This window comes from Rummeliibacillus sp. POC4 (assembly GCF_003576525.1).
GTDB lineage: Bacteria > Bacillota > Bacilli > Bacillales_A > Planococcaceae > Rummeliibacillus.
Genome location: NZ_QWUA01000019.1, coordinates 47,838 through 66,152, shown reverse-complemented (window position 1 = coordinate 66,152; position 18,315 = coordinate 47,838). Strand labels below are relative to the sequence as shown.

The following is an 18,315-nucleotide window of genomic DNA, read 5'->3' as shown; positions in this document are numbered from 1 at the left end:
TTTATAAGTCTTTTAAACAGAAACAATATATTTCATAAAATTCTATATTTTAACTATTTAGTGCAAATGAAGAAACACATATCATACTTTTCACACCTTTCTTTACAATAAGCTAGTGTTATTTTCACAGTGACTTGTTATTTCATTTCAAGGTTAAATATAAAACCGAGTAAAACCTGTTACTATTCAAGTAAGTTTTGGTATTGAAACTATTTCCAAAGTATTAGATTTTCTATATTAACTGATTATAGAGAATTATCTTTTTGTAAACTATTGAGGAATGTTAACAATTGGGTATTAACATTCCTCAGTATTTTTCTTTTTTGACTGTGGTAGCTGGACAAAGAGGATGTTACAGGCAGGTATCTTTTTTTGCAGAATATATGACAAAGCAATTTTAAATCTCTTTTCACTATCTATTAAAAGTCAGATTGTTCACTTCATGATATAATTTGTATTGCATTTTATAACTTATAGTAGAAGATTGGTGAATAATAATATGAAGAAACAAAAAACAGGTTCTTGTACAACACTTTTAGTCGGAAAAAAGGCTTCAATCGACGGCTCTACAATGATCGCGAGAAATGAAGATAGTGGTAGTGCTGCATCGAATCCTCAACGATTCGTTGTGATGAATCCAGAAGATCAACCGAAACTTTATAAATCTGTTCAAAGTTCGTTTGAAATTGAACTTCCTGATAACCCTTTGCGCTATACATCAACACCAGATGCCAGTGATGAAGCTGGAATTTGGGGAGAATCAGGTATCAATAGTGCAAATGTAGCGATGACTGCAACAGAAACAATTACAACCAATTCACGTATTTTAGGCGTTGACCCACTCGTTACAAGCGGGATTGGTGAAGAAGATATGTTAACAATTGTTCTCCCTTATATTCGTTCTGCCAAAGAAGGGGTAGTTCGTTTAGGGAAAATTTTAGAACAGTACGGTACTTACGAATCAAATGGTGTAGCGTTCTCAGATAAAGATGAAGTATGGTATTTCGAAACAATCGGTGGACATCATTGGGCAGCGATTCGGATTCCAGACGATGCATATGTCATTGCACCGAACCGCTTTAACATCGATTATTTTGATTTTGAGTCTCCTGATACACTTTACTCAGAAGATCTACCAGTATTAATCGAAAAATACCACTTAAATCCTGATACAGATCAAGTGAACTTACGACACATCTTCGGCAGTGCATCTGTAAAAGATACGCGTTACAACAACCCACGTGCATGGTATGTTCAAAAATTCTTTAATCCAGAAATTGAACAACAACCGATGGAACAAGATTTACCATTTATATGTCGTGCAAATCGCAAAATCTCTGTAGAAGATGTGAAATGGGCGTTAAGCTCCCACTTCCAAAACACACCATTTGATCCTTATGGTGAAGGTGATGAAAAATCGAAAAGTATGTTCCGTACAATTGGCATTAACCGCAACCAAGAATCACATATTTTACAAATTCGTAACGATGTACCTTCTGAAATTGCAGGTGTGCATTGGTTAGCATTCGGACCAAATACATTTAACGCTGTTGTACCGTTTTATGCGAATGTTACGGATACTCCTGCATGCTATCGTGATACGACAACAACGTTCGATATTAGTAAAATCCATTGGTTAAGCCATACGATTGCTCTACTTGGCGATACCAATTTCGATCTTTATAGCGATTTCCAACGAGCGTTTGAACAAAATACCGTTGCAAGTTGCCGCTTCATTCAAATGAACGCCGATCAAGAAGCGATGAAACAAACTGATATTCAATCATATTTAGAACAAATAAATGAACAATTCGCGGATATTTGTTTTAAAAACACTAATAAATTATTAGGTGACATGGTAGGAGTCGGTACAAAGAGGATGAAATTAAACTTTTCATTGAATGATTAATAATAGAAAAAGCTGTGCAAAAAATGAATTTGCACAGCTTTTTTTAGGAGATTTTTAGACTTTATGTGTAAGATTTGAATTTTGATATTACTAAAATAAATGCTTCTAATAAATTGTTGAAAATTTTATCTATTAAAAATGTTAAAAAGAAAAAAAACGGCATGTTACCACATTTTTTTAATTAAAAGTCCCCCATATATCCACAAAGTTACAATGTGATAGCGGTTAATGCTTCTATTTCTTTTTTCAACTGGTATAACTCTTTACGTTTTTCTTTTATTTCCTCTAGCCTTAGTGCTTCTAATTTTGCCATGGTGTGAATGGAACGGATTGTAGCATCTTGTAACGCATTAATGCGACCATCCTTTTCAATTAATACAGTACAACATTTTTCGCACTTTACGGGTTTCGTATCTCTTAGGATGGACCTAAAATATTCAATTGGATATCTTTGTTGACATTTCGGTTTTGGGCAAACTACATATGACATCAATAACTCCTCCTTATTTATGAATGATAATAATAAAAGAGTTTCTTTCTGAAAATGGAAGCCCTGATTATGTAGAAAATGATAATGACCATTACTCAAAAGTATCATAGCCACAACCAACATATTCACAATGTCTACAGGATCACCATATGAGAACACCTTTAATAATAAACCCATTCCTCCGGTTTCTCCTTTCCTGTGGCTAATATGATACATTTTTATTCGTTTTTGGATACTTTGGCTTTATAACCTTTAGTTAAGATAGGTTTTTTAGTGTATTTTGTATCATTTATTTAACATCTAAATTTTCAAAAAATAATGTACAAAAGACTTATTATATGTTATTTATTACTATTTAAACAGGATTTTTGTTTTACAGCAAAAAGCCTTTTGAACTATTAATTATTTGGTAAATTGAAGGGCCAGATGTGACTTCACTTACTTAGTCATTCCAAAAAACGTGGTTCTCTTTTTTCGATAAATGCTGCAACGCCTTCTTTAATGTCTTCTGTTTGGAAAACACGACCAAAATAGTGAGCTTCCGTTTCTAGCGCATTGGATAGGCTTTGTTCATAACCCTCATCGATTGATTGCTTTGCATAGATTAGTGCTTGGCGTGAATGATTGGCAATTTTTTTCGCGAGTTGGAGGCCAGTTGTTAAGCCATACCATTTCTTTACAACGATATTCACTAATCCTATGGATAAGGCTTGCTCGGCTGTTAAGGGTTCTCCTGTGAAAATAATCTCTTTAGCTTTTGCTTTTCCAACTAATCTTGCAAGTCTTTGTGTGCCACCAGCACCAGGAAAAAGGCCAAGTTTGATTTCTGGTAAGCCAATCTTGATGTGTTCTTCTGCGATGCGAATATCACAAGCTAATGCTAATTCGCACCCTCCGCCAAGGGCAACACCATTTAATATACAGATAGTTGGGTAAGGCAATCCTTCGATTCGATTTAGTGGATGTTGTAGCCATTGAGATTTAGTCTTAGCAACATCTACCCCTTTTCCCATCCATTCAGGAAAAGATTTAATGTCTCCTCCAGCCATAAATGCCTTGTCGCCAACTCCCGTAATAAGAACAACTTTGACAGTTGGTGTTTGTTCTATTTCATCAATTTTACGATGTAATTGCTCGACTACATCAGCATCGAGTATGTTAACAGGGGGATTTTGGATTATAAGAATAGCTATTTGGTCTTCAATTGTTAAACTTACCTTTTCTTTATACTCCATAAAAGTCCTCCTCTTGTTTGCAATTGCTATACATATCACGTAATACAAACTTTTTCACCTTTCCAGAAGGTGTACGTGGAATGTCATCTACAAAAATAACTTTTTTAGGCGTTTTATAACTTGCTAAAAACTGCTTACTATATTGGATTAACTCTTCTTCTAATATCTTACTATCCCCTTTTAACACAATCACTGCACATACAGCTTCAATATATTTTTTGTCAGGTATCCCAATCACAGCTACATCTTTTACCGCTTCATGTCGATATAAGACATCTTCAATCTCTGCTGCATAAATATTTTCTCCACCACTTCGAATCATATCTTTTTTACGGCCTGCTACTGATAAAAAACCATCTTCATCAAACTTACCTAGATCCCCTGTTTTACACCAACCATTACAAAATGATTCCGCTGTTGCTTCGGGCTTTTCCCAATATCCTTCTGAAACACCAGGACTTTTAATCCAAATTTCTCCTACCTCACCTGGCAAAGCCTCACTTCCATCTTCTTTCATTACACGGACTTCCGTTAGTGGTAGTGGCGTTCCGACGGTTTTACTTTTCTTTATGGAGTGCTTCGAGTTCAAAGAAGTAGCAATTGGCTGTCCTTCCGTTAAACCATACACTTGTACAATTCCAACTTGCGGATAATGACGATATATTTTTTCTATAGCCCAAGGCATCAAAGGGTCTCCACCAGTATAAATTGTTTTTAAATATGCTAACTGATAATATGATAAGTTTGGCAAATTTAACATGTCATAAATCATAAATGGAAACAAAAAGCAGTCAGTCACCTTTTCTTTCTCAATTACTTTGAGCACACGTTCTATTTCGAATCCTCTACTTTTGGTAATGATGACTGTGCCTCCCATTAATAGAACGGGCAAGGCTAAATCCTCCATTGCACCAACATGATACAATGGCCCTGTAGTCATGGCTATTTCATTTCCTGTAAATCCCCATTGCATTATTTGAATTATTGAAAACCAAAAAGTTGTATTATGTGTCCACAGTGCCCCTTTAGGTCTTCCAGTTGTCCCAGATGTATACATAAGCATAACTGGATCATTTATAGAAATTGGAACATTATCAACTTCTTCAGTCGATCCATTCGATAATACATTCCAATCATCTGCCCAAGATGGTATTTTTCCATTATTAGAAAGACAAATAAAACGTTCAGTACAGATTTTTTCATGGATTGGATTTATTTTTTCACTAAATTCATTATGAAAGCAAAGAACTTTTGTTTTAGAATCATTAAGAATATATTCAAGTTCATTTGCCGTAAGTCTAAAATTAATACGAACAGCAATTGCGCCAACTTTACCTATAGCAAAGTATAATGCAAAATACTCTAAACAATTGGAAAAAAGAATCCCTACACTATCTCCTTTTTTTACACCTATTTTCAAAAGCTGATTGGCATAAGTATTGGATTTTTCATGTAAATCTAGAAAACTCCATGAACGACCAGATTCTTCACGCACCGCTGTTTTTTGCTTTAATCGTTCATCTGGGGCTATATACATTCTCCTTGTAAAATGACCAATATCCATTTCCACACCCCCTATTTTCTTATCAAAATCTGATGTGATTCTATCTGTTTACGCTTCTAAATCATTTATATTATTTTAGAGTCAAAAATATTATTTTTTGCCCCTACCATTGTTTTCTATACTATTTGGAAAAAAGGCAGCATATTGTATTCAAAAGGAGGTCGGCAAAAATGTTAGGATTTATAGGTGTATTTGGTAGTTTGGCATTATTAATTTATTTAACAGTTAGAGGTGTGAATATACTAATTGCAGCTCCTATTGCTGCATTAATCGCTGCGGTTTGCAGTGAAATTTCACTATTCCCTCAATTAGCACAAGAAGGAAATCCTGATCTTCTTACTAGTTATATGAATGGATTTACCGGTTTTATCGGTTCATGGTGGTTGATATTTTTAGCGGGTGCTATATTCGGTAAAGTCATGGAAGATAGTGGCGCAGCAGATAGTGTCTCCAAATGGATTGTTGAAAAGATAGGAGTCAAATATGCTGCGTTATCTGTTGTCATTGCATGTGCTGTCTTAACTTATGGAGGTGTTAGTTTATTTATCGTTGCATTCTCCGTCTTTCCAATGGCATTAAGTCTATTTAAACAAGCGGACATCCCTAGACGATTTATACCTGCCACATTAGCTCTCGGTTCTGTTACCTTTACAATGACTTCAGCGGGATCTCCTGAAATTCAAAATTGGATTCCTATTTCTTATCTAAACACGACACCATATGCCGGATGGGAAGTTAGTTTAGTTGTTTCTATTGTTATGGCAACATTTGGTTTTTGGTGGCTAAAACGAATGATGTCAAAGGCTATGGAAAAAGGCGAAAGATTCGTAGCAAAAGAATTTGATAAAATAAATGAAGTTAACGATCGTCAACTACCTCATCCTTTATTGAGTATGACACCATTATTAGTGGTCTTACTCTTCTCATTTATCTTCCATAACTCTATAGGAACATCTGCACTAATTATCGCTTTAATCGGAGGAATATTAACTACATATTTAGTAAGTTACAAATATATGCAGAATAGACAGAAAGCGATTTCAGAAGGAGGACTTGGCGCTGTAATAGCTATTGCCAATACTGCTGCTATTGTAGGATTTGGGGGTATCGTAAAGGAAACACCCGCTTTTTTGGCAGCGGTAGATTTTATGACTAATATACCGGGAAGTCCATTAGTAGGTGGCGCATTAGCTATTGCTGTTTTAGCAGGCTTAACTGGCTCCTCTTCTGGTGGCCAAGCAATCGCATTGCCTTTAATTGCACCGCATTATTTAGATATGGGGGTTGACCCAGAGGCTTTACATCGAGTAGTGGCAATCTCTTCTGGTTCTCTAGATACACTACCTCATAGTGGCTATGTTGTCACAACAATTCATTCTATTGCACAAGAGTCATATAAAGATGCCTATCCTGCTTTTGGCGCGCTAACCGTCATTATTCCTATATTAGGATCTGTACTGGCGATTATATTATTTTCAATCTTTTAATTTTTAGGTGCCACTCCGTTCAAATAATACGGAAATTAGTAATATAACCTAGACTATTCAAAAAATAAAAAGAAGCCCTTCCATAGAACTGATTTATCAGCTTTATGAAGGGCTTTTCTTTTATATTTTAAACTGACCACTACATTTTTATAAAATTGATACTTTTATAACAGTCAATCCTCTGTTAAGGTAGTTTGTAATTAAGAAAACACATTATCAAATTAGATTTCTGGAGACTAGTAATCTGTTTGTATGTAACTATTTCCCGATATCTAAAAAGGAGGGTATTATTATGCAATAAGCAGCAAGTCATACTTATTGTCGCTTCATTCAAATGAACGCCGACCAAGAAGCAATGAAACAAGCTGATATTCAATCATATTTAGAACAAGTAAACGAACAATTTGCAGATATTTGTTTTAAAAACACCAATAAGTTATTAGGTGACATGGTAGGGGTCGGTACGAAGAGGATGAAACTGAACTTTTCGTTGAACGATTAATAGATGGAAAAAGCTGTGCAGAATTGCACAGCTTTTTTAGATTATTATTAACTTACGATTTGAAAAACAATACTTGCAATCCTTGTTTCTAATTAGAAAAAACAACTACTGAAGCTAATTCATTAACTATTTCAAAAAGGTTTTAAAGTGTTGGTACGTTTTTTTAGGTATATATTTCTTTTGTTTGGTCGTAAGTTTTTTGTATGCAGTATTTACTTTTTTAATTTGTGCTTTCGATGATCGGCGGTTGATTTTTTCCATATCATTCGCCACGTCACCTGCTGCTCTCATATCAATCGTTTTTTCGTGATCTGTTAATACCTCTTTATAAATAAGGAATTTTTTTTGAGCTTTTGTTAGTTTATCATATTGAGATCGTACCTTTTTAACAGTTGATTTATAGTTTTTCGATGTGCTAAATCTAATGTTTCGGATGGCTTTATCAACGTTTGCCGCTGCTTTTTGATCTTTTACAGTTTGCTCATTTGTTAGAAGTTTTTTATAACTTTTTTTAGCAACTGCCTTTTGTTCTGAAGTTAATGCGTTATAATACTGACGGGCTTCCTTTACACGTTCTTGATAATCACCATCTTCTATAAACATATACAGTTCATCTGCAACGGATTCAAATTGGTGAATTGGTTCTTCAAATTTAATTTGCGCTTCAGCTTTCTCAAGTTTTGTTACGAAGTCAGGATTGAACATCTCTTTTTGTTTATCTGTAAGAATGGAGTATTGTTGACGGGCTTTCCAGACAAGCGACTCATCTGTTCCCGCTTCTATAATCAGGTTTTCAACACGTTTAACCCTATTTTGATTAACCGTAACCTCCATTGCTTTTGCTTGCTCGTAGCTCGCTTCAGCCAATTCCTCTGCAGCCGAACTAAGCTGTACAAAATCGCTGTAGGCCTGATTCAATTGCCCTAATGCGCGGTATGAATTGATATCAATACTGTCTACATAAGCTTTAAAAACATTCGCCTCTTGCTGGATTTGAACTCTTTCTTCACATTGTCTCAGCATGAAAGAGGCACCGTTTTTTTTCGCTATCGCCATCTGACTTGGCGTTAAATTCGTATACATTTCACGTGCACTACTTACTTTTTCTTCATCAATGATATCGGTTACTTCATATTTAAACTTATAAAGTTTTGCTACATAATGCACTACTTCTTGTGCTATTTTTTCATCTGCTAAATGTTTTTGATAAGCAATAGTCATTTCTTCAGTTGTTGCCGCCTTTACACCTTGCTGATTGGTTAGCAAGAGGATACTCATCCCAATCATTGCTGATGAAAGCATGATCCATTTTTTTCTCATATGTAATAACCTCCGGAAATTATTATGTATAAACGTATTTTATCATAATTTTAATAATTTTTATAAAAATATATAAAAAACGACCTAGAGATTAAGTCGTTTTTAAAAAATTATTCATTTGTTCTAGGCAATGTCCGTTCAGATTGTAATTGATTTGCTATTTTATTTAGTAGATTATCGATTATTTTTTCTATAGCTGAAAAACCCCACTCCTCAAAACATTTTCTAATTCTTCAAAAACTCTGACCACTACATTTTTTATAAAATTGATACTTTTATAATAGTCAATCCTCTGTTAATGTAATGTGTAATTAAGGAAACACATTATCAAATTAGATTTCTGGAAACTAGTAATCAGTTTGTATGTGACTATTTCCTGATATCCACAAAGGAGGGGATTATTATGCATAAAGCAGCAAATCATACCTACAACAAAACACGTACTTTTGAATTAATCCTTAGTGCAATGTGTATTGCACTTGTATTCGTTGCAACAATGATGTTAAATATTAAACTACCAATTGCAGCAAATGGTGGTTTGGTTCATCTTGGTACAGCTATGCTATTGATCGTATCTATTCTATTTGGTCCAAAAACCGGTGCTATTGCTGGAGCATTTGGGATGGGCATATTCGACTTAGTTTCTGGTTGGACATTGTGGGCTCCTATTACTTTTATCTCTCGGGGATTACAAGGATACATAGCAGGAAAAATCGCTTGGTCTAATGGACGTAAAGGAAACCATATTGCTATTAATATACTCGCTTCTATCGTTTCAATGCCACCTATGATTGCTGTCTATTATATTGGAGAAGGCATTCTATATGGTAATTGGATACAACCAATGGCCTCTATCCCTGGAGATCTTGTTCAAAATATATTAGGGCTCATCATATCTATTCCAGTTTGTGCCTTTTTGAAAAAAATAAAAGCTTTTCAATAAAAAATAGAAAAGTGCCAAAGAATTTACTCTTTAGCACTTTTTTCATCCTTTAAAATCAAAATCCTATATACTTTTACAACAACATTCTTAAGTATTTTTCGAAGTTAACGCCTGCTTCTTTTGGGGTTTGTTCCAAGGAAGTATCGCTGATGGCAGCATTTAGAAAACTTTCTGCAAGTTGAACTGATTTTCTTAAATCATCCCCTCGCATCATGCCCCCCATAATGACTGATGCAAATAAATCTCCTGTGCCAGAATAACTTTCACCATTATACGGGATGGCATCATAAAATGTCTTACTTCCATCTAAGTACATATTTCCTATTAACTTCTCATTAAGGTTTATCGGAGGATTAACTCCCGTGATAATGACTTTGGCACCTGTTTCTTGCTGTAACATCTTGCCGGCTTCCTCTATAGCTTTGATAAAATCCTTTTTATTCGAATAACTATGTAACTTATCATAAGATAATCCCGTTAATAGACAACATTCTGTCACGTTCGGAGTGATTACATCAGCATATTTCACAAGCTCCCGCATTTGCCCTAGCAATTCATCTGTAAAAAACTTATATGCTATGCCCATATCACCCATTACCGGATCCACCAGTAAACTTGTTTCTTTAGTTTGAAATGTATCTAAAAAGTGAAAAATATTATTAATCTGCTTTTTGCCTGTTACAAAGCCTGTGTAGATGCCCTCAAACGTTACATCCATCTTGTTCCATTCATCCTCAAAGTAATGCATTTTATCTGTAAAATCTTCGCAAAAAAAACTTGCATAACCAGTTTGTGCAGACAATATAGCAGTTGGCAAAGGACAGACTTGCGTACCCATTACCGAAAGAACGGGAATAGCAGCTGTTAATGAACATCTTCCAAAAGATGATAAATCCTGTATTACCGCGACCTTTTTCATAAAACCAGTACCCTCCAAAAGTTGTATCTAGCTTAAACTTTAACTATCGTACCATAAAAAAAGAGCAGGGAAAATCCCTGAATTACTAGCACTTAGTTTTATATTGATTTTTATCTTACTTCTTATAACAATCGAATTTCTATAAATAAAAATACGACTTAACGAAAACTATATTTTATCTAGTTTCATTAAGTCGTATGTTTCTGTATTATCTACGAAAATAGAATAATTTGTTATCTAATTAGTTTGTAGCTTTTTTTAATTCTTCTATTTCATCTTTACTTCCTACTTCATCCAATGATTCATCTCGCTCGATTTTATGCATGTGGAGAACGTGTTGTGAAGGAGGTATGATGAGACTCACTACAACGATTGTAATTCCTGATATGACAACACCTGAAAATCCAGGTACGAGCCATAACTCACTTAACAACCCGATAAATCCATCTGATTCAACTTTTGGTCCAGGAACATGTGTAAGTGATGTAATAATATAATAGGCAAGTCCAGCAGTAATACTTGCCCAAACAGCCGGTGTACTTACACGCTTCCAGAAAGGTCCAAGAACAATTGGCCAGAATATCGTAACAAAGATTATATCCCAAGCTAAATAAGCTAAATCGATTACTTTTTGTGCACTAACAGCTAATATAAAGCCTAATACAGCACTTAATAGAATCATAATTCTAGAGAATAATAATAATTTTTTTGAGTCTGGGTTCTTATTGATAAAATCGAGATAAATGTTTTTCGTCACAATCCCTGAAGTAGCAACGTAACAAGCGGCAACAGTTGACATACCCATAGCAGCCATCGCTGTTAAGAATATAGCTGACAATAATGGTGGGAAGTAACCTTGCGCGAATGCTAACATAAGTGTTTCAGGATTTTTGCTATTAGGATAAATTGTTTTAAAAGCTTCTCCTAACATTCCAGGCATCCAACTGATAGCTATAATGACAATCCCTGCGATAATCATACTTTTTTGTGCTACTCTTGGACTTTTTGCAGCAGCTACCCTTTGTCCTAAATCTACAGCTGGAATATCACCAAGCGCTAAAACTAAATAGAGCGTCCAAAATTCTACTCCACCCTTATTGAACAATTCACTTATATTCCACCAGTCTGGGTTAAATGTAATGTCATGATAATTGAACATAATGAAAATCGAAATACCTAAAATTCCAAGAATCGCAAGTGTTCCTTGTACTACTTCAGTATATGCAACTGCCCATAAACCACCTATAACGGAATATAAAGCTGTCAAAGATACGAATAATAAAGCAGCTGGTAAAAAATCAATTTGTAAAAGGGTTTGGATAATATAGGTTCCACCAACAGTTAATGCACCAGCATTGAAAACACCAAATGCGATAGCCATTACGATACCTGTATAGGCACCTAATTTTTTACTACCATATCGTAAACCATAATAATCTGCTAATGTCCAACCTCTTAATCTTCTAAGAGGTTTGGTCCATATTAATGCGCCTAAAATCATACATGTACCTAGACCACCCATAGTAGCAGATCCTTCAAATCCACCACTAGTGTAGCCTGAACCGACAGCAGCAAAGAAGAATGGAGCAGCTAATAATGCTGCAATCAGACTTCCAGTTACAACAGATAACGGCATACTCCAACCGGCCACGATTAAATCCTCAGCCGTTTTGACACGTCGATATCCTTTAAAACCAATAAAATATATAAAAATCAAATACAATGAAAAAACAATAATATTCAACAATTCCATTACTCCTTAACTACAACATTATCCATTCATAACGCCCCCACCATTAGGGCCTAAAATTTGTCCTGTATAAAAATCAGCACATGATGATGCTAAAAACAAGACACTTTTAGCAATTTCTTCTGGTTGGGCTAATCTTTTTAATGGATATTTTGCTGACTCTTCCTCAACATAGTTGTCACCGAATTCTGCTAAAATATCAGTAAATGTAGCGCCCGGTGCAACTGCATTAACATTAATATGTGGAGCCAGCTCTCTTGCTAATGATTTGGTAAATGCATTAATACCACCTTTAGCAGCGGAGTAATGTGCATATTCTTCACATCCTAAACTTCCTAGGTCAGAAGAAATGTTGACGATTTTACCTTTGTTTCTCTTTAACATTCTTTTTGCAGCTTCTCGACAATTATAAAAGTTTCCATAGAGATGAACCTTTATCATTTTGTCCCACTGTTCATCTGTCATTTCTGTTATAGGAGCATTTTGCGCAATTCCTGCATTGTTAACTAGGATATCAATGTCTCCTAAATGCTTGTCCATGTACTGAAACATTTCACTTACTTGCTTTGAATCAGATACATCCGCATTGTATTTAAATGCTTTTACTTCGAATTTTTCTGCCTCTAAACGCGTCGTTTCTGCAATTTGATCATTGCCTACATAATTGATCAAAACATTGGCACCTTGTTCAGCAAATGCTAATGCGATGGCTTTACCAATCCCCATACTAGAACCTGTGATGAGTACATTCTTTCCTGTTAGTTTTAAATCCATTATTTGTCATCCTCTAATTCAAATTTCGTAATAAGTGCTTGCAATTCTTCCGCTGTATGACCTAAAGTATTGGAAGCATCTTTTACTTCTTGCATTGCAACTAATTGCTCTTCTGTTGAATTTGAAACATTTTGTGAAAACTCTGCAGATTGTTGTGAATTTGTCTTCATATTATTAAGAGATGCTGCAACTTCTTCAGATGCCGCTGAAATTTGTTGTGATGCTGCTGAAATCCCTTGAATTTGTTCCGCTACATCTTCGGTAGAATTCAAAATTTCTTTAAAAATTGAGCCTGCTTGAGTTGTATAATCTAATCCAACTTTGACATTCTCTTTACCTTTTTCCATAACAGTTATGGAAGCATCTGATTCAGCTTGAATTTCGTTAATAATCTTGAATATTTCTGAAGCAAAATGAGATGATTGTTCAGCCAATTTCTTGACTTCACCTGCAACAACGGCAAATCCCTTCCCATGTTCACCAGCTCTAGCTGCTTCAATAGCAGCATTAAGTGCTAATAGATTGGTTTGATCTGCTATATCGGTGATGAAATTGACAATACCACTAATTTTACTTGAGTTGTCATTTAGTCCTCGAATTGTTTCATCCATCTGTTTTACAGATTCACTTATTAAATTCATTTGATTTATAATTTGCTGAATCACTTCATTTCCTTGTTTCGCTGCATCGGTAGTAAGTTGCGATGTTTCAGAAACTGTATAAGCTGATTCTGCAATTTTTTGTATACTTTCTGCTGATTCTCCCATAGCAAGAGCTGTTTCTTCTGTCATAACCAAAGCAGTTTCAGCATTTTGTGCGATTACTTCCATCTCTTTCGAAACATGTGTAACTTGGTCGTAAGTTTCATTTGCATTTGTTGTTAATTGACTTGCTGAAGAAGCTACGTTATTCGATGTATTTTTTATATTTGAGATGATATGTTGTAAATTTTTCACCATTGTTTGAATAGATTGTGAAAGTTTTCCTACCTCATCATTTGAGACTTTTAAATCTACATGAGTTAAATCTCCATTTGCCACTCGGTTTGCAACCACAACTGCATTGTTTAGTGGTTTAAGTAAACGGTCGATTGTAAAGTAAAGAATGACCAGTAATATTAATAGACCTACAATAGCTAAAACAATTTCCTTAATAATGCTTTTCATAATAATCTTATTAATATAATCCGCTGAATAATCGATTCCTAATACTGCTACAGTCTTTCCGCTTTCGTCTTTTAAAGGCGTGAAGACAGTTCGCCATGAACCATATGAATCTTTGAAAATATCTGTTACTTCTGGTCGATCATTCTTAATAGCAAGTTTTGCAGTTTTTACATGTATTGGCGCAAGGTCCGTAAATAATTCTCCTGCTTTATAAACTTCATTTAAATTTTTTGTAAAACCGAGAGTGGTAACTCCATTCGGTTCCATTTTCCAAATGTAACTCCAATACATAACACCTTGCTTATCTTTAATGTTATCTAGCTTTTGTTGTACATTAAGAAATCTCTGATCGTTTCCTCCACTTATGTTTAGTAAATCAGACACTTCTTTAGGACTTAAATTCATAGAAGTTAATAATCCTACACCTTTTAATTCTTGTTTAAGACTAGTCTTCATCTGACTTTGTAATTGTGTAATACTTTGCGTTGTAATGACTGCGAAAAGTGCAATGACAATTATAGAAACTGTTAATAAAATTTTGTTTTTTAGTGACAGCTTTTTGAAAAATTTCATAGTAAGTCCTTACATCTCCTTCAACTAATGTGAATCCAATTAGCAACCTCAAGTAATAAAATAATTATCTTAAATGGTTATTTATTCCTAAAAAAATCATTTTCCCATATTACAAAAAGACTAAAATTGAACCATTTGAAAATATACCATATATTCTAATTAACATCAATAAAATGTCCTATTATATTCAATATTTTTCATTAATACAAGTAAATAATAACTATTTATCGTTAGAGGGTTTGTATATATAAAGAATTATTTAATCTCCAATCATCCCCCACTATTTTTATCTCTCTTTTGCATCTAAGTCCCAGGTCTTAGAAAAAATACACGTCAGGGCCGATATGGATTTTTTTAATATTTCTTACAATTACTAAAGAGGACATGGAAAAAGGGGGCAATGTTATGGTGCATCATTAAAAAGTATGTATTTTTTCGAAAAAGTGTGATATTTCGCTCTACATTCATCGTATATTTTAATTTGTGTTTAATCTGTTTTTAAGAGGAGGTTTATTATGTCGAATATTACTAAATGGGCTTTTGGTAACAAGCCTGCCATTGCCTTTTTGACAGTTCTCATATTAGTACTCGGTGCTGTCAGTTATTTTAGGCTACCTATGGAATTTTTACCATCTGCGGATAATCCGCAAGTTACCATCATTTCGATGGGGCAAGGAACGGATTCTAAAACAATGGAATCTGAAGTTACCATTCCCATTGAACGGGCAGTAAAAGGGTTAAATGGAAAAACATCCGTCTATTCAACGACTGGAGATGGATTTTCAAAAATAGATTTAAACTTCGAATCAGATTATGATATGAAACAAGCGAAACAAGATGTAGAAGAGGCAATTAGTAATGTGACTTTACCTACTAATATCTCAAAACCAATCATCTCTCAACTGAATACTTCAATGATTCCAATTGTTAACATTGCTGTCACCTTTAAAGATGGTTTGACGGATCAAAACAAAGAGTTTGCACGAGAGGAACTTCAATCACGCTATCAAGAGATTAAAGGGGTTTCTAGTGTAGATGTATACGGGATTACGAATTCCAGTATTTCAGTCCATTTAGATGAGAAAAAAATGGGTCAAAACCAAATTACACTTCAATCAGTTATGGGGATTCTTCAAGGACAAAATACGGCAGTAGCTGTTGGTGAAAAGAATATTGATGGTAAAACAAGTAATATCAAAGTTATAGGTGACGTATCAAGTATTGCAAAACTTAAAGAGTTAACTGTAGCACCTAATGTTACACTTGGCGATATCGCAACTATTAAAGAATCTACAGATACAAATTTCATCAGTCGCTTTAATGGAAAAGACAGTTTAAATATTAACATTACAAAAGACAGTCAATCCAATGCAGTGGCAATAAGTAAAGAAGTTGAAGAAGTAACCAAAGAAATCAATAAAGAATTTGATCAGCAGGAATCTGTGATTTATGTTTCCTCAGCTGATTTGGTACAAAACTCCGTTCATACGATGATTAAAGAAGTACTCATAGGGGCACTGTTTGCAACCATTGTCATTATGCTCTTTTTACGCAATATCCGAACTACTTTTATCACGATTGTATCGATTCCATTGTCACTTTGCCTTACCCTCTTCCTACTATCAAGGTCTGGCGTTACATTGAATATTCTAACGCTAGGTGGTGTCGCTGTTGCAGTTGGGCGATTAGTGGATGATAGTATTGTTGTGATTGAGAATATTTTCCGTAAAATGCAAACAGAGAAATTCTCGATCCGTATGGTAATCGATGCAACAAAGCAAGTAGGCGTTGCCATTACTGCTTCTACCTTAACAACTGTAGCTGTTTTTCTACCTATGAGTCTATTGAGTGGAGGCTTACAAGCATTCCTTTTACCTTTCGCGTTAACAGTTACCTATTCCTTGCTCGCTTCTTTGCTCGTAGCATTGACAGTTGTCCCATTAATGAGCACCGGATTATTAAAAAATACAAAACTACCGAAACATAAACCAGCTGTTCGTTTTCCAAAAATCGTGAATTGGTCCCTAAACCACAAATGGATAATCTTCTCAATCTCATTGTTCTGTTTTATCGGTTCAATTGGCGCTTACTTTATCATTCCAAAAGGTGCAGTTGATAATTCTTCTGCAGATTACGTTACAGCAACACTAACTTATCCAGATGACACGCCATTTGAAACAGTAAAAGAAAAGTCTATTGAACTTGAATCTTCTATTCAAAAAATGGATAAGGTCAACCAAGTTTTTACACAGGTTGGCTCATCTGCAGAAGATGCACAATATGGTGTAGTAGGATCTTCGTCACAAGCATTCTATAGTATTCTGTTGGACAATAAAAAGGATACAGACCTAATAGTCAAAGAGTTAGAAAAGGAAAAAGAACAATATCCAGATGCCACTTTAGAAGTTACGGCATCCTCCTTTATGATGGGTGGAGCGAGTACAAATATTACTATTGATGTTGTTGGTGATAATTTAGAAGAGCTTGAAAATGTAGCTACCAATATTAAAGAAAAAGTACAAAATGTCAAGGGTGTCGATAAAGTAATCACAAATCAAGAACAAAAGAAAACCGTTTATTCCTTTACTGTGGATCCTGCAAAAGGAAACACTGAACAAATTGCTCAACAGTTAGGTGTCCTATTAAATAAAACACCAATTGGCACGATTAATGTAAACGACAAACAAAAAACAGTCTTTCTAGAACCTTTCCTAGACACTAAAACAGATAAAGATTTAAAAAATATAAAAGTTATCACAAGTGCAGGTCAAGTACCAGTGTCTTCCATCGCGACATTACAAAGCGAAGAACTTTCAACGACTCAATTCCATAAAGATGGAAAACCATACCTTCGCGTTACAGCAACAGTAGATCCTGCAAAACTATCTAATATAGCAAAAGATATTAATATAGTGATTTTCGGTGATAATAATGAGAAAAAAGGTATAGATATCCCCGAGAATATAAAAGTTCTAGTCGGTGGAGCGAGTAGTGATCAAGCAAGTGATTTTGCCGATTTATTTCTTATTATGCTAGCATCAATTGGCATTGTATTTTTGATCATGATTATTACATTTAAATCGATTAAAACTCCAATTGCCATTCTGTGCTCTCTCCCACTTGCTGCAATTGGTGCCATTTTAGGTATTTTAATCAGCAGAATACCAGTTGATATAACTGCTCTTTTAGGTGCATTAATGCTGATAGGCATCGTAGTGACCAATGCCATTGTACTATTAGACCGTGTCAGACAAAATGAACGCACGATGATTATTCGTGATGCACTAATCGAAGCAACAGCTACAAGGATGCGACCTATCTTTATGACCGCAGTGGCAACCATTTGTGCGATGCTTCCACTGTTATTGAAGAAAGCTGAAGCAGGAAGTTTAGTCTCACAAAGCCTCGCAATTGTAGTAATCGGCGGGTTAGCTATGGCTACCCTACTTACCCTTATTGTGATTCCATGTGTATATGAACTGCTTTACTTTAGAAAGTCGAAAAAACAGCGTATGGAAAAAAGACTATTGAAGAAAATTCAACTGAAGTAGATTCAACCGTTGTTTAGTCATGTTGTCTTCCGATATGAAGTTCAATCTGTATAGTGATTTCCAACTTCCATTTAAGCAAAGCACCTGTGTAAGTTGCCATTTCATAAATGATTAACTCTTAAAGAAGCTGTG

The 18,315-nt window shown here is 34.8% G+C and carries 13 protein-coding genes; 5 read left to right on the top strand and 8 right to left on the bottom strand.

What is annotated here, in order from left to right; all coding sequences use genetic code 11:
* Positions 1-499 precede the first annotated feature (499 nt).
* Positions 500-1,909, top strand: a complete 1,410-nt coding sequence (locus tag D1606_RS07825) for a C69 family dipeptidase (protein WP_119415449.1) — start codon at positions 500-502, stop codon at positions 1,907-1,909.
* 208 nt (positions 1,910-2,117) lie between these two features.
* On the opposite strand, the gene D1606_RS18620 is transcribed toward D1606_RS07825, so the two are convergent.
* The 3 genes from D1606_RS18620 to D1606_RS07810 form a co-directional block, all read right to left on the bottom strand.
* Positions 2,118-2,399 carry a hypothetical protein gene (locus D1606_RS18620; RefSeq protein ID WP_147414472.1) on the bottom strand — a complete coding sequence of 94 codons (282 nt, stop codon included), beginning with the start codon at positions 2,397-2,399 and terminating at the stop codon, positions 2,118-2,120.
* Between the two features lie 446 nt (positions 2,400-2,845).
* On the bottom strand, positions 2,846-3,634 hold the full coding sequence (locus D1606_RS07815; protein ID WP_119415447.1) for an enoyl-CoA hydratase: 789 nt from the start codon (positions 3,632-3,634) through the stop codon (positions 2,846-2,848).
* A complete protein-coding gene (locus D1606_RS07810; protein ID WP_119415446.1) occupies positions 3,624-5,198 on the bottom strand; it encodes an AMP-binding protein in 1,575 nt (524 codons plus the stop codon). The genes D1606_RS07815 and D1606_RS07810 overlap by 11 nt, the downstream gene beginning before the upstream one ends.
* A gap of 170 nt (positions 5,199-5,368) precedes the next feature.
* Between D1606_RS07810 and D1606_RS07805 the strand changes: the two genes are divergently transcribed.
* Entirely contained in the window at positions 5,369-6,685 is a 1,317-nt protein-coding gene (locus D1606_RS07805) for a GntP family permease (RefSeq protein ID WP_119415445.1), read from the top strand.
* A gap of 334 nt (positions 6,686-7,019) precedes the next feature.
* Positions 7,020-7,187: a hypothetical protein gene (locus D1606_RS18725; protein ID WP_158582337.1), complete on the top strand. Its 168-nt coding sequence runs from the start codon at positions 7,020-7,022 to the stop codon at positions 7,185-7,187.
* A 126-nt stretch (positions 7,188-7,313) separates the two neighbouring features.
* On the opposite strand, the gene D1606_RS07800 is transcribed toward D1606_RS18725, so the two are convergent.
* Positions 7,314-8,507, bottom strand: coding sequence for a hypothetical protein (locus D1606_RS07800; protein WP_119415444.1), 1,194 nt, complete (start codon positions 8,505-8,507; stop codon positions 7,314-7,316).
* A gap of 403 nt (positions 8,508-8,910) precedes the next feature.
* Between D1606_RS07800 and D1606_RS07795 the strand changes: the two genes are divergently transcribed.
* Positions 8,911-9,450 carry an ECF transporter S component gene (locus tag D1606_RS07795; RefSeq protein ID WP_119415443.1) on the top strand — a complete coding sequence of 180 codons (540 nt, stop codon included), beginning with the start codon at positions 8,911-8,913 and terminating at the stop codon, positions 9,448-9,450.
* A 73-nt stretch (positions 9,451-9,523) separates the two neighbouring features.
* Here the strand turns inward: D1606_RS07795 and D1606_RS07790 are convergent, their stop codons facing one another.
* The 4 genes from D1606_RS07790 to D1606_RS07775 all read right to left on the bottom strand — a co-directional run bounded on the left by D1606_RS07790 (position 9,524) and on the right by D1606_RS07775 (position 14,632).
* Positions 9,524-10,369, bottom strand: coding sequence for a pyridoxamine kinase (locus D1606_RS07790; RefSeq protein ID WP_119415442.1), 846 nt, complete (start codon positions 10,367-10,369; stop codon positions 9,524-9,526).
* 241 nt (positions 10,370-10,610) lie between these two features.
* Positions 10,611-12,116 carry a sodium:solute symporter family protein gene (locus D1606_RS07785; RefSeq protein WP_119415441.1) on the bottom strand — a complete coding sequence of 502 codons (1,506 nt, stop codon included), beginning with the start codon at positions 12,114-12,116 and terminating at the stop codon, positions 10,611-10,613.
* A gap of 24 nt (positions 12,117-12,140) precedes the next feature.
* Complete coding sequence (locus D1606_RS07780; RefSeq protein WP_119415440.1) at positions 12,141-12,893, bottom strand: SDR family NAD(P)-dependent oxidoreductase; 753 nt, start codon at positions 12,891-12,893, stop codon at positions 12,141-12,143.
* Entirely contained in the window at positions 12,893-14,632 is a 1,740-nt protein-coding gene (locus D1606_RS07775; RefSeq protein WP_119415439.1) for a methyl-accepting chemotaxis protein, read from the bottom strand. Before D1606_RS07775 ends, D1606_RS07780 begins: the two co-directional genes overlap by 1 nt.
* Positions 14,633-15,147: 515 nt before the next feature.
* Between D1606_RS07775 and D1606_RS07770 the strand changes: the two genes are divergently transcribed.
* On the top strand, positions 15,148-18,183 hold the full coding sequence (locus D1606_RS07770; protein ID WP_119415438.1) for an efflux RND transporter permease subunit: 3,036 nt from the start codon (positions 15,148-15,150) through the stop codon (positions 18,181-18,183).
* The last annotated feature ends 132 nt before the right edge of the window (positions 18,184-18,315 follow it).

Excerpts from the sequence above, each read along its gene's own strand:
- D1606_RS07825 (WP_119415449.1), top strand. The coding sequence starts at position 500 with ATGAAGAAACAAAAAACAGGTTCTTGTACAACACTTTTAGTCGGAAAA.
- D1606_RS18620 (WP_147414472.1), bottom strand. The coding sequence starts at position 2,399 with ATGTCATATGTAGTTTGCCCAAAACCGAAATGTCAACAAAGATATCCA.
- D1606_RS07815 (WP_119415447.1), bottom strand. The coding sequence starts at position 3,634 with ATGGAGTATAAAGAAAAGGTAAGTTTAACAATTGAAGACCAAATAGCT.
- D1606_RS07810 (WP_119415446.1), bottom strand. The coding sequence starts at position 5,198 with ATGGATATTGGTCATTTTACAAGGAGAATGTATATAGCCCCAGATGAA.
- D1606_RS07805 (WP_119415445.1), top strand. The coding sequence starts at position 5,369 with ATGTTAGGATTTATAGGTGTATTTGGTAGTTTGGCATTATTAATTTAT.
- D1606_RS18725 (WP_158582337.1), top strand. The coding sequence starts at position 7,020 with ATGAACGCCGACCAAGAAGCAATGAAACAAGCTGATATTCAATCATAT.
- D1606_RS07800 (WP_119415444.1), bottom strand. The coding sequence starts at position 8,507 with ATGAGAAAAAAATGGATCATGCTTTCATCAGCAATGATTGGGATGAGT.
- D1606_RS07795 (WP_119415443.1), top strand. The coding sequence starts at position 8,911 with ATGCATAAAGCAGCAAATCATACCTACAACAAAACACGTACTTTTGAA.
- D1606_RS07790 (WP_119415442.1), bottom strand. The coding sequence starts at position 10,369 with ATGAAAAAGGTCGCGGTAATACAGGATTTATCATCTTTTGGAAGATGT.
- D1606_RS07780 (WP_119415440.1), bottom strand. The coding sequence starts at position 12,893 with ATGGATTTAAAACTAACAGGAAAGAATGTACTCATCACAGGTTCTAGT.
- D1606_RS07775 (WP_119415439.1), bottom strand. The coding sequence starts at position 14,632 with ATGAAATTTTTCAAAAAGCTGTCACTAAAAAACAAAATTTTATTAACA.
- D1606_RS07770 (WP_119415438.1), top strand. The coding sequence starts at position 15,148 with ATGTCGAATATTACTAAATGGGCTTTTGGTAACAAGCCTGCCATTGCC.